Source organism: Bacteroidota bacterium (assembly GCA_013360915.1).
In the GTDB taxonomy this organism is placed as follows: domain Bacteria; phylum Bacteroidota; class JABWAT01; order JABWAT01; family JABWAT01; genus JABWAT01.
In genome coordinates this window covers 40,359-54,850 of sequence record JABWAT010000013.1, presented here as the reverse complement: position 1 = coordinate 54,850, position 14,492 = coordinate 40,359, and the positions used below count along the sequence as shown (strand labels likewise).

General features: G+C 41.6%; 14 protein-coding genes. 13 read left to right on the top strand and 1 reads right to left on the bottom strand.

The annotated features are described in order from the left end of the window. The first annotated feature begins 2 nt into the window (after positions 1-2). The 13 genes from HUU10_12455 (at position 3) to HUU10_12395 (ending at position 11,922) form a co-directional block, all read left to right on the top strand. Positions 3-2,357, top strand: coding sequence for a site-specific DNA-methyltransferase (locus HUU10_12455; protein ID NUQ82415.1), 2,355 nt, complete (start codon positions 3-5; stop codon positions 2,355-2,357). Continuing rightward, positions 2,357-5,041: a DEAD/DEAH box helicase family protein gene (locus tag HUU10_12450; GenBank protein NUQ82414.1), complete on the top strand. Its 2,685-nt coding sequence runs from the start codon at positions 2,357-2,359 to the stop codon at positions 5,039-5,041. Before HUU10_12455 ends, HUU10_12450 begins: the two co-directional genes overlap by 1 nt. A 5-nt stretch (positions 5,042-5,046) precedes the next feature. Next, on the top strand, positions 5,047-6,792 hold the full coding sequence (locus HUU10_12445) for an AIPR family protein (GenBank protein NUQ82413.1): 1,746 nt from the start codon (positions 5,047-5,049) through the stop codon (positions 6,790-6,792). Further along, positions 6,777-6,983, top strand: a complete 207-nt coding sequence (locus HUU10_12440) for a hypothetical protein (GenBank protein ID NUQ82412.1) — start codon at positions 6,777-6,779, stop codon at positions 6,981-6,983. The genes HUU10_12445 and HUU10_12440 overlap by 16 nt, the downstream gene beginning before the upstream one ends. Before the next feature lie 217 nt (positions 6,984-7,200). Beyond that, the gene (locus HUU10_12435) at positions 7,201-7,458 is read left to right on the top strand and encodes a hypothetical protein (GenBank protein NUQ82411.1); all 258 of its coding nucleotides are present in this window, start codon (positions 7,201-7,203) and stop codon (positions 7,456-7,458) included. Beyond that, positions 7,451-7,768: a hypothetical protein gene (locus HUU10_12430; protein NUQ82410.1), complete on the top strand. Its 318-nt coding sequence runs from the start codon at positions 7,451-7,453 to the stop codon at positions 7,766-7,768. Before HUU10_12435 ends, HUU10_12430 begins: the two co-directional genes overlap by 8 nt. A 305-nt stretch (positions 7,769-8,073) precedes the next feature. After that, the gene (locus tag HUU10_12425; protein NUQ82409.1) at positions 8,074-8,547 is read left to right on the top strand and encodes a nuclear transport factor 2 family protein; all 474 of its coding nucleotides are present in this window, start codon (positions 8,074-8,076) and stop codon (positions 8,545-8,547) included. Positions 8,548-8,598: 51 nt separating this feature from the next. Then, on the top strand, positions 8,599-9,060 hold the full coding sequence (arr, locus tag HUU10_12420; GenBank protein NUQ82408.1) for an NAD(+)--rifampin ADP-ribosyltransferase: 462 nt from the start codon (positions 8,599-8,601) through the stop codon (positions 9,058-9,060). A gap of 71 nt (positions 9,061-9,131) precedes the next feature. Further along, positions 9,132-9,698: a pentapeptide repeat-containing protein gene (locus HUU10_12415; GenBank protein ID NUQ82407.1), complete on the top strand. Its 567-nt coding sequence runs from the start codon at positions 9,132-9,134 to the stop codon at positions 9,696-9,698. 129 nt (positions 9,699-9,827) lie between these two features. Further along, positions 9,828-10,064, top strand: a complete 237-nt coding sequence (locus HUU10_12410; protein NUQ82406.1) for a DUF4160 domain-containing protein — start codon at positions 9,828-9,830, stop codon at positions 10,062-10,064. Then, positions 10,061-10,582 carry a helix-turn-helix transcriptional regulator gene (locus HUU10_12405; GenBank protein NUQ82405.1) on the top strand — a complete coding sequence of 174 codons (522 nt, stop codon included), beginning with the start codon at positions 10,061-10,063 and terminating at the stop codon, positions 10,580-10,582. The genes HUU10_12410 and HUU10_12405 overlap by 4 nt, the downstream gene beginning before the upstream one ends. 220 nt (positions 10,583-10,802) lie before the next feature. After that, entirely contained in the window at positions 10,803-11,165 is a 363-nt protein-coding gene (locus tag HUU10_12400; protein NUQ82404.1) for a DUF4406 domain-containing protein, read from the top strand. 97 nt (positions 11,166-11,262) lie between these two features. Continuing rightward, the gene (locus HUU10_12395; protein NUQ82403.1) at positions 11,263-11,922 is read left to right on the top strand and encodes a YdeI/OmpD-associated family protein; all 660 of its coding nucleotides are present in this window, start codon (positions 11,263-11,265) and stop codon (positions 11,920-11,922) included. A gap of 162 nt (positions 11,923-12,084) precedes the next feature. Here the strand turns inward: HUU10_12395 and HUU10_12390 are convergent, their stop codons facing one another. Then, complete coding sequence (locus tag HUU10_12390) at positions 12,085-14,415, bottom strand: hypothetical protein (protein NUQ82402.1); 2,331 nt, start codon at positions 14,413-14,415, stop codon at positions 12,085-12,087. Between the last annotated feature and the right edge of the window lie 77 nt (positions 14,416-14,492).

Below are 14,492 nucleotides of genomic sequence, written 5' to 3'. Positions count from 1 at the left end.
TAATGGCAAACGACAAAAAAGGATACATAAAAGTTAAAGCAGAATACGAACTGGTTTATGCTGACAAAGAACCAAGAGCAAGTATTTTGACCAATACACTTGAAGCCCCATTGCAGGAAGTGAGAGTTTTTAATGAAGGCAACGAATGGGAGGACGGTTGGCGGAATATGCTCATTTTTGGCGACAACTTACTTGCACTAAAATCTCTTTACGAAGACCTGAAAGAAGGTGGCCCAAACAAATACGGACTGAGAAATAAGATAAAACTCATTTATATTGACCCGCCTTTTGCTACAAAAAGCGACTTTATGAAAGACAAGGAAAAAGCTTATGCTGATAAAGTTGCTGGTTCAAAATTTATTGAGTTTATAAGAAGAAGACTTGTGTTTCTTAAAGAAATTTTAGCAGATGGTGGTTCTTTATATCTCCATCTTGACTATAAAAAGGGAAATTATATAAAAGCAATTTTGGATGAAGTTTTTGGTGAGGAAAACTTTAGAAATGAAATTATTTGGCAAAGGTCGGATCCTCATAATGATGCTAAAAATAAATATGGGAATATTCATGATGTAATCTATTATTATACTAAAGGGGAAGCAGATTATTATTGGGATAGAATTACAACAGCAATGTCCAAAAGTGCTTTGAAAGAGTATTCATGGATGAAATTGCAAGATGGGAAAATCGTAAAACTGAAATTTCCTTTGCCAGTTGGAGCAAAACCTTTAAAACTTGAAAGGGCTACTTGGAAAGGAAGTAATAAAGATAAATATTTTAATTGGAGAGGAGTAATACCCAAAAAGGGATTGCAGTGGATTGGAACAGAAGAAGAAATGGAGGAAAAACTTAAGACTGGTTATTTATTCCTCCCACAATATCCTAAAGGTGCTCAAAGATGTAGAGTTGTGTATTTGGAAGATAGAATAAAATCTGGGCAAGTAATTCAAGATATTTGGCAGGATTTAGGACGTATGAAGGGTGGCAAAGGAAATTATCCAACTCAAAAACCTGAAAGGCTTCTTGAACGAATTATTAAAGCATCTTCAAATGAAGGTGATATTGTAATTGACTGTTTTGCTGGTAGTGGAACAACTTTATCTGTTGCGGAAAAACTACATAGAAAGTGGATTGGTATAGATTGCGGAAAATTATCCATATACTCTATACAGAAAAGACTTCTTAATTTACATTCTGAAATAGAAGGTAAACAGAACGAAAAACAGAACGAAATTGAACGTTTAGATGATATTGAAAAAGCTCTCTCTAATAGCATAAGTATAATATTTACAGACAAATCAATAAAAGCGATAAAAAGTATAGACTATAACTATCTTGAGAAACTTACTTTATTCATTAAAGAAACTACAAAGGAAAAAACTATAAGTTTATCATTAAACAGAGACCAACTTAAACTTACTGATGAAGAATTATATGAAAATGAAAAGGGATATATTTGTTTTGAAATAAACGACATCGAAATTCAATTTTTATTTATTGAGTCAAAAGGCAAAAATGAGACGGGTAAAATCATAAACACTAAAACATTTTCATATTTGACGGCAGGTGTTTATGATAAAGAGAATATTTTAAATCTTCATTGGGAGCAATACAAGGAATTTGTAATGAAGTTGTTTGAAGTCCGAAAAAATGAACACAGTATTAACGGCTTTAATGTTGATGGTTACATTGGTGTTCATAGTGCTTACATCTGGAATTATCCTGAAAAGAAAAAAATTGCCATTGATGAAGATTACGTTTCGGAATTGCACAGTTATTTGAAAGGGAAAGCCGGTGAACGTTTTTATGTGATTGCACCTACGCAAAGCATTAACTTTATGCAGGATGAAATTAAGCTGGGCGATACTGTTTACACTTTTCTGAAAGTTCCTGTTTCTGTTCTTATCCGACTTATTCAAAGCGGAGAGTTAAGCAGTTTCAAACAACCCAAATCAGAAGAAAATGTTAACGAAGTTATAGATGCGTTTGGCTTTGACTTTGTTTCTCAGCCACAAGTGAAATATAATTTGCATAAGCAGAAAAAGAAAGAAGGAATGTTTGAAACAGACCAATTTACAATCAGGTTGAGTGAATTTTATTCTGATGGTTTGCTTTATTCTCCGGAGGATTTTAAAAATTTTGAAACACTTTCATTGGTTTTAATTGACCTTGATTACGAAGCCGACCCGTTTACAATGGATATGCACCTTTGGGGAAAAGACTTGGTAAAAGATGAAACAACTCCTGTTGAAATCAGCATTGATGCGGAAAAGTGGAAAAAAGCAAAGCTTGCAGTCATTTTGATTGATGAATACGGTAACGAGAAAAAATTAGTTTTAGACAAAAAAGATTTTAAATAATGAGTATAAGCATACGCAATACCGATTTGGTATTAAAATTCGATGATGATGCCGTTAATGACATCCTGAATAAATACGACACCTATCTTGAAGCATTGTACAACGATGATTATTCTTTTCATCGTGATGCAGTTAAATCTGCCGTTGGTTTTCTTCTCTCCGAGAAATATAAAACAATGGAAGATTTAGCAAAGGAAAACTATTTAAAAAATCCTAAAATAAAAGACCGTTATCCAAGCAAGGATGATTATTTGTCGGACAATGCAATTCCATTAAGAAAATTCAAAGCCTGCTCAATGGACTTGGCAACAGGTTCAGGAAAAAGCTTTTTAATGTTTGGTATTGCTCAGGTAATGCTTTGCGAGCAAGCTATTGATAAGGTATTGGTGCTTTGTCCGTCTTTAACCATAGAAGAAGGATTAACAGATAAATTCAAAACACTTAACAGCCGTAAGGATTTGGTTGATATTTTGAAAGCGATTAACCCAAAATATGTTCAACCGGAAATCAAAAATGCTTCTGAAACTATTTTGCCAAACGACATTTGCATCGAAAACATACACGCAACATATCAGCGGACTGGTTCATCAATTCAGGCAAGTTTTAAAAGCGAAGGTCAGAGTGTTTTAGTTATGAATGATGAAGCACATCATATTTTTTCAGGTGAAGCAGACAGTAAGGATAAAAAATGGATTGAATTTCTGAAAGACAAGGAATACAATTTTAAATACATCGTAAATGTAACCGGTACAACTTACTATGGTTCAGATAATAACGACTATTTTAATGATGTCATATATCGGTTTGGCTTAAAACAAGCCGTTGACAAAGGCATTGTAAAAAAAGTTGACCCAAAAACTTTTGATGAATACAAGGATGATAAGGGCTATCAACAAATATGGGCAGTACACCAGGAAAATATTAAAACATACGGTAAATATGTAAAACCTATTTCTATAGTTGTATGTGCCAGCATAGCAGAAGTAATAATTGAATGGAATGAATTGGTGAAATTTATTTCAGAGAAAGAAAAAATTAGTTTTGAAGAAGCTGCAACAAATGCAATTTGGGTAACATCTGGATTGCCTGGGAAAGACACGAAAGATGGCAAAGCAATTGCTCCAATATTATCAAAGGACAAAGAAGGCAGAGCCGGAGAGAGTATCAGAAAAGACAATCTGAAATTATTAAAATCGGTAGATAATCCTAAAGAAGTAAATCCCGTTGAATGGATTATTTCAGTCGCAATGCTTACAGAAGGTTGGGATGTGAAAAATGTATTTCAGGTAGTGCCTCACAAACAGAAAGCTTTTAATTCAAAATTGCTTATTGCACAGGTCTTAGGTCGTGGTTTAAGAATACCACAAAACCTTAAAGATGCCATTGGTGCGGATAAAATTTTTCTGAAAGTAAATAATCACGAGAAGTGGAATCACGAAATCCAAAACCTATATAATGAGATATTGGAATTAGAAAACCGGCTTTCATGGGGTTATGATAAAAGCAGAAGTAAATATGCTTTCAAGTTGCATAACCTGAAATATGAGCCAAAGGAAACAACAAAAGAAACCAAAAAAGAAAAAGCACAATCCCCAAAGACATTTGGTTTTAATCCACAAAGAAAAGTGTCGGAATACAAAGCCGATTTTCAATATAATTCTATCAGTTATGTATTTGAAGAAAAAGAGGTTTACGGTATTGATCAGGCAGTTACCAATCTTTACACATATTTGAAAGATAAAGATCCAAAAATTGCTCAAGAATATCCAAAAGGGAAATTAAAAACATCCATTCAAAAAGAACTGAAAGATAAAGGGTATGAGAATGATTTTTTAAGCAAGGAAAACTATTTATCAGCTCAACAGGCATTTGGCCCAATGTTCAGAGAAACCGGAAAAGAAGTGCCAAGGGTATCAAATGTTTCTGATGCACTTTTTGAAATAAACCCAGAACACTTTCCATCACTTTCATTCAGCGAAGACAGTTTGAAGAGAAATGGATTTTTGTTCTACACAGAAAAAACAATTGACTTTTACAAAGACGATGAAAAGACATTGTTTAAAACCTATACCAGTCTTGATAAACAAATAGCAGATTTAACGGCTGACTTATCAAAGCCCGATTCCGACAAGGTTGCAATTGCTTCAAAAATTGCCGAATTAGCATCTCTTCAGACAGAAATAAATAAGCACTTGCAAAAGGTTGACGAATCAAAATTTAAAACAAGTCTTAATTCATTGTACGTTTCATATACTCCTGAAATTGAATTTGCAAAAACACTTTTCCTGAATATTGAATTGGTTGATGCATTCCTAAAATCGGCTGATAAGGGATTTTATGGTTTCCCATATTCATACAAACCGGAGACTAAAGCAAGAACTCACGTTAAGAACGAAACATTCAATCCTGACTTTTTCCTGAAAGTAAAAGGCACAAATGACATCCTCGTTATTGAAACCAAAAAGAAAGATGATGACAGCAATAAGAACAAAGCGAAATACAGAGATGGTAAAGTGCATTTTGATAATTTAAACAAGAAATTGGAAGAAGGTAAATTGGAAGAACGGTATTATTTCAAGTTCCTTTCCGATGATGGAAGCGATATTGCAGCATTTTTCCAATCAATAAAAGACGAAAAGTATAAAATCTGGAAATCAACATTAATGAATCAACTTGAAAAATAAATATTATGAGCATACTACAGAAGATAAAATCAGAAATAAGTAATGATAAATTTTATCAGGATCATTTTTCTAATGATGGATTTAGATTCGTTGCTTGGTACGTCAGAAGAGTTCTTTTACAATCTCCACAAGCAACAAAAATATGCGTTGTTGATGGTGCAAACGATAAAAAAATAGATGCTCTGGTTATAGATGATGAAAACAGAAATATTCTGATTATTCAAGGCAAATTTTATGAATCTGGAAATGTTGACAGTGGCCCTTTACAAGAAATTTTATCTGCATGGGTTAGAATTCAAGATCTACATTCATTACAAACGGATGGTAATGATAAGCTAAAGGAAAGGATTGAAGCTCTGAGACAGGCATTAGATGATGAATACGATATTACATTTGAATTATTGACCACCGGGAAACTTACAACTGCTGCTGACAGCGATTTTAAAGTGTTTGCTGAAAAATTGGAACAATCAAAGGATTTCAATGCAAATATAACTCTTGTTGATTCAGAAGTTATTGAAACAAGATTAACCGATGCTGAGTCTAAAGAATTGCCAGCAATCAATCATACCATAAAAATTGAAAGTGATAAAGTAATGTCATTTGATATTAAAGGTACAAGGAGTGTTATTGTTGCCTTGCCATTAAGTGAATGTTTGAAATTTCCTGGAATATCCGATCAAAGGCTTTTTAGAAAAAACGTAAGGCAATCTTTAGGTTGGAATACAATAAATAAAAAAATAAAACAGTCAATCAAAAGTGATAGACCGCAAGATTTTTTCTTTTCTCATAACGGTATTACAGCTATCTGTAAAGAATTCAAACTTAACGAAGCCAAAACATCACTTGAATGTTTTGATCTAAATGTAGTAAACGGTTGCCAAAGTTTAACGACAATTTATAAATGCTCTGAAGATGTAAGAAGAATTGAAAAAGAAACAAGTTTTATTTTATTCAGGTTTTATGAGATTCCGCAAAAGGACTTAGCAGATAAAATAAGCATAAATACAAATAGCCAAAGCGCCGTTAAACCACGTGATTTAAAGAGTAACGATCGTGTTATTTTGAGTTTGAAGCGTGCTTATGAAGCAATGTATCCTGATGGGTTACTAATAAATCAAAGGGGTATGGAAATACCTGGCAATAAAGATAAAAGTAAAGTTGTTGATGTTTCGGACTTTGCTAAAACAGTAATGGCTTGGCAATGCCAAAGACCAAATATTTCTTACAATGAGAAAAAACTATTCGATGAACTGTATAGAAACGTATTTAAGTCCGACTACAATCCAGTTTCTGTTTTAGCATTAAAGAAATGGGATTCGATAATAATGAAGGATTGGGATAATTTGCCCTTAGACGATTTACTGAAAGCAACAAAAAGTTATGTGAGATTCCACATTCTATTCTCAATATCTTCAATAATTGCCTATGCAAATAATCAAGGTGATAAGGTTCCATTTCCATCTGCAACATTAGCCATTGTTGAGCAATATGGTAAAGAAATTTTGCATTATGCTTCAACTTGTTTAAATCAAGCATTAAAGAGCGCTAATCAACAAGCCCAATTAAGTGGAAAAATATTTAGCCCTCAAAATTGGTTGAAAAAGAATGATAGCGTAATGGCTCAATCTTTAGTTGCTAGTACGATGGTTGGAATGATGGAAGGAATGAGTTCAATTGGTGGTAAAAATATAAAAGAGATATTGAAACTGAATCCAGATCAATTTGAGTTAAGATGGAAAGCAGATTAAAACCCACGCATTTGCAAGCACATTGCCAAAGCCCCGCAAGCCAACGCTTCAACCAAAGCTTTGTCAAAGAGCTTGCAAAGCCAACCCAAGAGATGAATTTAAAAATTTTTCTCCCACGCTTAAAAGAAAAAATTAAAACACGCCAGCACACGGGCGACACAGACAGAAAAGAAAATGAAGTAGTAATTTGACAAGTTTAATATGAAAGAGCAATTTGACAGGAACCTACGGACAGACAAGAACCGCCAGTGCATAACAGGCGGTATATTTTATTGCCGAGATAGTGGGTATTTCAGCGTTTGTGCATCTAATAAACTTTCGTGTAACTTGACAGGACAGTGCTTCGAAATCGGCAACAAAAACATACCGCCAAACCGTTATGCGGCAGCTTAAAACGACAGACAGACAATGACAACAAGAAAAATATTTGGATACATTTTTATAGTAGTTTCTATCATACTGACGCTTGCAATCGTTGGACAACTTGCTAAATTTCTTGGTGCCATAGTCGGGGTTATCAAAATATTTAGCGGTCAATTAGATAGTTATCAGGTTGGACAAGTCATTGGGACTTTCATTTATTGGGTGTTCCACATTTCATTGACAATTTTTCTTTGGACTATTGGCAGACGTTGGACAAAAAACAAAAACACAAAAAATGAATAAATGGAAAATTGCGTTTTGGTATTGCTTGACACTATTGGTTGCCGTGACAGTTTTTTCCGTTTATTCAATTATTGACCATGGCGTGACAATGACTTACCAAAATGAAGGTTACACAGACACAGAAAACGACCTTGACCAGCTTATTGAAATCATAAATGAAACTGACTTGACAAAATCAGCGATTAAAAGCGAACTAAAAGACCATAGACTTTTTGAATATATGGACTTCAATTCTGATACAATTTCGCTTGACAGAGTTTCACTTATTTTCGAGACAGATAAACTTAAAAACGTAACGAAACAATGGTAATACAAGAAAGCCGACCGCATAACAGCACCTACCCAAAAGGCGGGGTTTCATGTTCCAAAGACAGTTTTGTGGTTAATCAAGCAATTGTTTTTCAAATCATGTTTTGTGGTAAAAGTCCCGCCCTTCGGGTAGCTGCAAAACGTTATTCATGAGGCAACGTAATGTGCAACCCTCAGTCTTTTCATCCGGTCCTTTTCCATGATACAATACCGGCGACAACCGGGTGACCCGAACCCACACTTTTCTGCTGGTCACAAATTGATAATACAACCATCCTGCGGAACATTTTACCCCAGAGGCGAGCCATGAGCATTAAATACGTGTTTTCAACCTTCCTGGCATTGACTCTTTATACATCCGGCCATTGCCAGAATCTAACGGATGATGAAATAAAAACAGAGGCATGGAACACGGTTAAGACCATTAACCGCCATTGGGCTATCACCGAAAACATGGATAGTCTGGGATTATTCATTCACCCGGATATGGTTATTTTCTTGCCGGATACACCGGAAAGAATGAGAGGAAAAGCCAGCATCATTGAGTCATATCAAAGTTATGCCAATTATGCACAAACCATTTCATTCATCGAAACAGACCCATTGATTCAGTTGTATAATGAAAACAAAACCGCAGTTGTGACCTATTATTACACCCTGGAATTCCTGACTTCGGCCGGCGAGACCCGGCGCTTCAATGGCCGTGACATGTATACGTTCATTTACGACAATGGCCGATGGGTGGCCGTTGCTCAGCAGTATACCCAGATTCCAGACTAAGTAAATTCCCGGTCACCACACACTTTTCAATACTTAATATATAATGCCCTGATGACCTCAGAAAACACACAGCCTGATGCACCCACACCCGTAGCCGGTGCCACTCCGTTTGTCCAAACCTATTTTCATGGGACCAAGGCAGACCTCAGAATCGGTGACCTGATTAAGCCCGGTTTCCATTCAAACTACGGACAGCGAAAAAACGCCCCCTTTATTTTTCTGTCTGCCACATTGGATGCTGCCATCTGGGGAGCTGAACTCGCCGTTGGTGACGGTCCGGAAAGAATCTACCTGGCAGAGCCCACCGGAGCAATCGAAGATGACCCGGATCTGACGGATAAAAAGTTTCCGGGCAATCCGACAAAATCATATCGCTCCAGGGAACCTTTCAGAGTGGTTGGTGAAGTGACCGTATGGATAGGCCATCCGGCAGAACAGGTGAAGGCCATGAAAGAGGCACTGAAGAAACTGAGTGAACAAGGATATCATTCACTGAATGATGAACAGTCCTGAACCTCCTTCACCAGACCCCGATTTACATCAGACAACAGCCAACCTTCTACCAGGACAACTCAATCAGCCCCATGCAGGAAACTTACCACTCCGATAAAACCTTCGACCGGATCGACTCAATAGAAAAGGGCGAGTATGAAGCCTGCCGGTTCGACAGTTGCAACTTTTCCAATTCCAACCTTTCCGACTTCGTTTTTACGGATTGCACGTTTACCCATTGCAATCTCAGTCTGGCCCGGCTCGACCATACCGCCTTCCGGGAGGTCCGGTTCAGGGATTGCAAACTGCTGGGACTCCGGTTCGAGTTTTGCAATGACTTCGGACTGGCCTTTTCATTCGAAAATTGTCAGTTGAATCATACAACCTTCTTCAGGAAGGATATCCGGAACACGGTTTTCCGCAATTGTCAGTTAAAGGAATCCGATTTCACCGAAGCCAATCTGACCAGTGTGGTATTCGATCTGTGCGATCTGTCCAAAGCAGTGTTTGACCGTACCATCCTTGAGCATGCCGACTTCCGGACTGCCTATGGTTATTCCATTGATCCGGAGCTGAACCGCCTGAAAAAGACACGTTTTTCTTTAGCGGGTTTGCCAGGATTGCTGAACAGGTATGATATCGTTATTGATAACGGATAGCAGGCAAAAAGCTGACCATCCGGTCATGAGAACCCCTTCCCAACCAAAATCGTCGTCAGACTGACTGGTTTATTCAGAAACTTGAAAACGTGTACCTAATTAGATACATTCGCTTATACGAACGCTACCATGCCTTTAATTGATCGTTTCAATGGTATCAAGATTCACGTTTATAATGGGGAGCATCGTCCTCCGCACATTCATGCAGTTTACAATGACCATGAAGCGTTAATCGTGATTGAAACCAGGCAGATTTATGCTGGTTATTTACCAAAAAAACCGCTTAAGCTGGTTTTTAACTGGTTAGCTGAACACTCTGAGTGGGCACTTGCCATTTTTTATGAATTAAATCCGGATTTAAAATGAGACAACGTATTAAAATCCCCCGGATCATTAAAATCAACTGGGTAAAGGAATTAACCGTATCGGTCGTTTTTAATAATGGGGAATCCCGACTCATTGACTTTCACCAGGTGTTTAAGTCAATTGGTGTGTCAGAAAAGTCACCAGCCTTTGTGCTCTTTAATCCTGACCAATTTTCAAAAGTTGAGCTTCAGAACCATACCCTGTCGTGGGAAACGGTCGATCAATTCATAACCAACCGGGATGGCCGGAAAGTCAGGGTTCCCTTTGAAATCGGGGCGGATGTATTGCTGAAGTTCAGCAAGCCGGAACAATCAGATCATTCCAGCAAAATCGGGCAACTGGTACGTGAAGAGAGGTTAAAGTCTGGCATGACCCAACAGGATCTGGCAATCAGGAGCGGAACCACCAGAGCCTATATTTCAAGGATTGAAAACGACCGATCCGATCTGGAATTGGCCACACTAAGAAAAATCGTCGAAACAGGATTGGGGAGGAAACTGGATATATCAATCAGGTAAGAACTGACTCTCTCTCGTCAGACTTACCGTTGAATTTGAGATCACCTGTCAATCAGCATGGAACCCAAATCCATTGAACAGGTTTCTTTAACAGTCCCATCCCCTTCATTTTACCCCATCTCTGCACCCCGGTCCTGAATGACACACCTGTATCTTTGATCACACGCCGGTTAACCGATTACCGGCGAGCATCTCAACACACACCAAAACCCACATAGCTATGATGATTTTAATCGCCGGTCCCTACCGGGGCGGCACCAACGATGACCCTGTTTTAATCAAAAAGAACCTGGACCGGCTCGAATCAGTTGCGCTTCCGCTGTTCAGAAAGGGTCATCTTCCCGTGATCGGTGAATGGGTGGCCCTGCCGCTGATGCATCTGGCCGGTTCCACCCGGATCGGCGATGCCATCTGGGATGAAATCCAATACCCGGTCGCTCACCGGCTGCTCGAAAAATGCGATGCGGTTCTCCGGCTGGAAGGGGCCTCAAAAGGCGCCGACGAGGACGTCCGGCTGGCAAAGGAACGAGGGTTACCCGTGTACTACCATCTGGATGACATTCCGGATGTGAGCGGAAAATAACACCGATCCTGCCGGGCGATTTGCATCGATTCTGCCCTTCCCTTGCCTGTTTCGCAACGGCCGGTGTATTTTCCGCCATTTAAAACAGGAAGGCTCCATGTCACATCCCAATCCCGATGTTGATTCCTATTTCACCGATGGATGCATGCGTTGCGAGCATGGCGGCACCCCGCAGTGCAAAGTGCACCGATGGGAGCAGGAAATGGCGGTGTTGCGGTCACTCATTCTGCAATGTGATCTGACCGAAGAACGGAAATGGGGTGTGGCCTGTTACACCCTGAACGGAAAGAATGTGGTCATCCTCGGGGCATTTAAGGAGTACTGTGCGCTGGCCTTTTTCAAAGGGGCACTCATGAAGGATCCGGAAGGCTTGCTGACCAAGGCAGGTGAACATTCACAGGCGGGCCGGCAGATCCGGTTTACCTCGATGGCTGATATTGAAGGCAAAGAGGACGTCTTACAGGCCTATCTCTTCGATGCAATTGAGGTGGAATTGTCGGGAGTTCCCATTCCGCGTCAACCGGAATCGGAGTTCCCCATGCCATCCGAACTGGCTGACCGGCTGGAATCGGATCCCTTTCTGAAAGAAGCGTTTGAGGCGTTAACGCCAGGCCGGCGCCGCAGTCATCAGCTGCACATCTCACAGGCCAAACAAGCACAAACACGCCTGTCACGTGTCGAGAAATCCATCCCCATGATCATGGCCGGACTGGGTTTTATGGAGGACCGGTATACGGGGAAAGGATCACGGGAGTGAGTGGTGAGTGGTGATCAGAAATCGGTGAGCAGAGAACGGTAAATGCCGGTTATTGCTGATTGGAAAAGACCGAACCCATCACAAGGTTCTCCCCCTCCGCCGGAGGGGGAGAAATTCTGAATTCTGAATTCTGAATTCCTTACTCCTGTCTCCTGCCTTTTCTCACTCCCTCCAGACGGGGGGACCATCCATTCCGCGGTATCGCGGACGGGGAGCGGGCTGTGCGAAGGTCATGCCGGCAAAAATCCGGTTGGCCTGATCGATGATGGCTTGTTCAGCCGGATTAATAAACAACACCCGTTCGGCGCGGGAAGAGCCGGTGGAATCGATCAGATCCAGTTTGAGTTTCGTGCCCTCGATGGTGACAACGACTTTTTCCCCGGTATAGACCACGGCCGGGACTGGTTCAAATCCGGGAAATTTGATAATCAGGGTCAGGTCAGAGGAAAGACTATCCACACTCCAGGTCCAGCGGATGTGTTCGAGCGACCGGTGAAAACTGCCGCTCAACTGACCATCGAACAAACCAACCCGGTAATCGAGAGAAAACAGACTGTCTGGCATTTGCGGCATGAGCACCACCTGGCGTTTGCGGCCATCCGGCCGGATGCCCAGAAATCCTTCATACCAGACGCGCAGGAACTCTGACATGGACCAGGCCTGAGAAAAGGTGCCACTCAGGCTCGGCTGGGTTTTCCCTTCATGCGGAAAGGCATCGAGCAATTCGGGCATGGCACCGACAGCCCCGGGAGGTTCAATGGCCAACCGGGCCTGATTCCGCCAGAGTGCATAAGCCGGATCCGGTTGAAACCCTTCAATCATGCGCTGAAGAATGATGCCGTTGTTCCAGAGCCAGACTGACCCGTTGTGATAAGCCCAATCCTTATGATAATCGGACCGGTAACCCTGCCAGCTGGTGTGGTACGGGTAGAAATTGTCATGGGACTGATTCAGTGAACCGATTCCCCACGGATAAACCAGATCCTCCCAGATTTTCCGGGTCAGTTTCCAGCGAAGACTATCCGGACGGATGAGATCGTATGTAAACAATTGGTTGGGCCGGAGGCTGTAATCGGGTTTCCCTGAACTCAGCAACCGGTCGGCGACCAGCAACCGGGATTCATCAACAAAATCGGACTGGAACCGGGACCGCAACTGATCGGCCAGCTGAGTCCAGGCACGTGCATCTTCCCAGGAACCGGCAATGCGTGCAATTTCTGCTCCGGCACGAAGCTGCCCGTACCACAGGGCCTGAATGTCATTGGCCCGGTTTCCGCGGGGAGAGAGCGGAATTCTGTCGGCAATTTTTGCATCCATCCAGGTATCGGCATCGTCGTGAGTGAGGTAACCGTTTTTATCCACCCGGTATTTCAGCGGACCTTCCATGGCCTTTTTCACTTTGGGATACAGAATCCAGGCCAGGGTGGTGTCACCCGAATAATGAATGTAATTAAGAAGTTCAATCACGAATCTCGGTGTTCCGTCGGTGGTGTTGTAGATGATATCATCCGGACGCAGACGGTTGGGAACCCGACCGTAATCGGGAGATTGTTCCTGATTGTTCTGAAAGTTGGCAAAAGACATCAGGATGGAACGGGCCACTCCGTACTGTCCGGTTACCAGCGTCGCGCCAGGCAGGGTGATAAACAGATCGCGGCCCCAGTAATCGTTAAACCATGGCAGTCCGGCAAAAATCCCATCACCGCGCTGGCGGGTGATCAGGGCATCGAGTGAGAGCAGGGTCCATTTCAGGGATAAATCCAGACTGGCATCATTCGACCGGAAAAAGTTGGTGGCCAGCAGGTTTTCCATCCGGGATTCCCGCGCGGCAACAAGTGCTGCCCGGTTGGCACGCATGGAAGCCAGCAGGTCGGTGATCCGTGCTTTGGATGAATCGGCAATGAGGAAAAAACCACCCGAGGCGGCGTTGGTCGTCAGGGTCGGGCGACTGCGTTTCCCTTCCACCCGCAGGGGCTGGGCATTGACTGGTGCCACTCCGATGAGAAGACCATTGGCCGATTCGATGCAGTTGTAAAACGCCACATCATCCCGTGATTCGCTCCACGCCAGCTGATAGCCATCCGGAATGATCGAGATTTCTTCACCCGGCGTTCTGATTCCGACTTCCAGCACCCTCAGATTGTCATACATCCGGAACGTTTCAGCGGTTTCTCCCCATTCTCTCACCAACTGATGCGGATACACAGTCACGGAGGCTTCGGGGCGTTTCAGGCTGTCACCATCCACCAGAAGCGTGTAATCCTGCAGCACCCGGTGGGTGGCAATGTTCCATCCGGAGAACCATTCAACAGAGGTCTGATGGGATTTTACATAGTAGTAGGCGGTCCTTTTATCGGTAAAGGTCACATCGCGGTTATCGGCGGCGGGAACCATGATCCCCATCGAGTCAATCATGCGTGGGGCGGGGCCTTCGGGCCGGCAGGCCGTCAGGAAGGAGGTAAGGAGAAATAAGGTAACGGGAACCGGTTTCATGGGTAAATCCAAAAAATGTGACTGGATCCGGAACAAAAATGCAAGTTAAGACGGTTCCATCACATGATGACAATTTG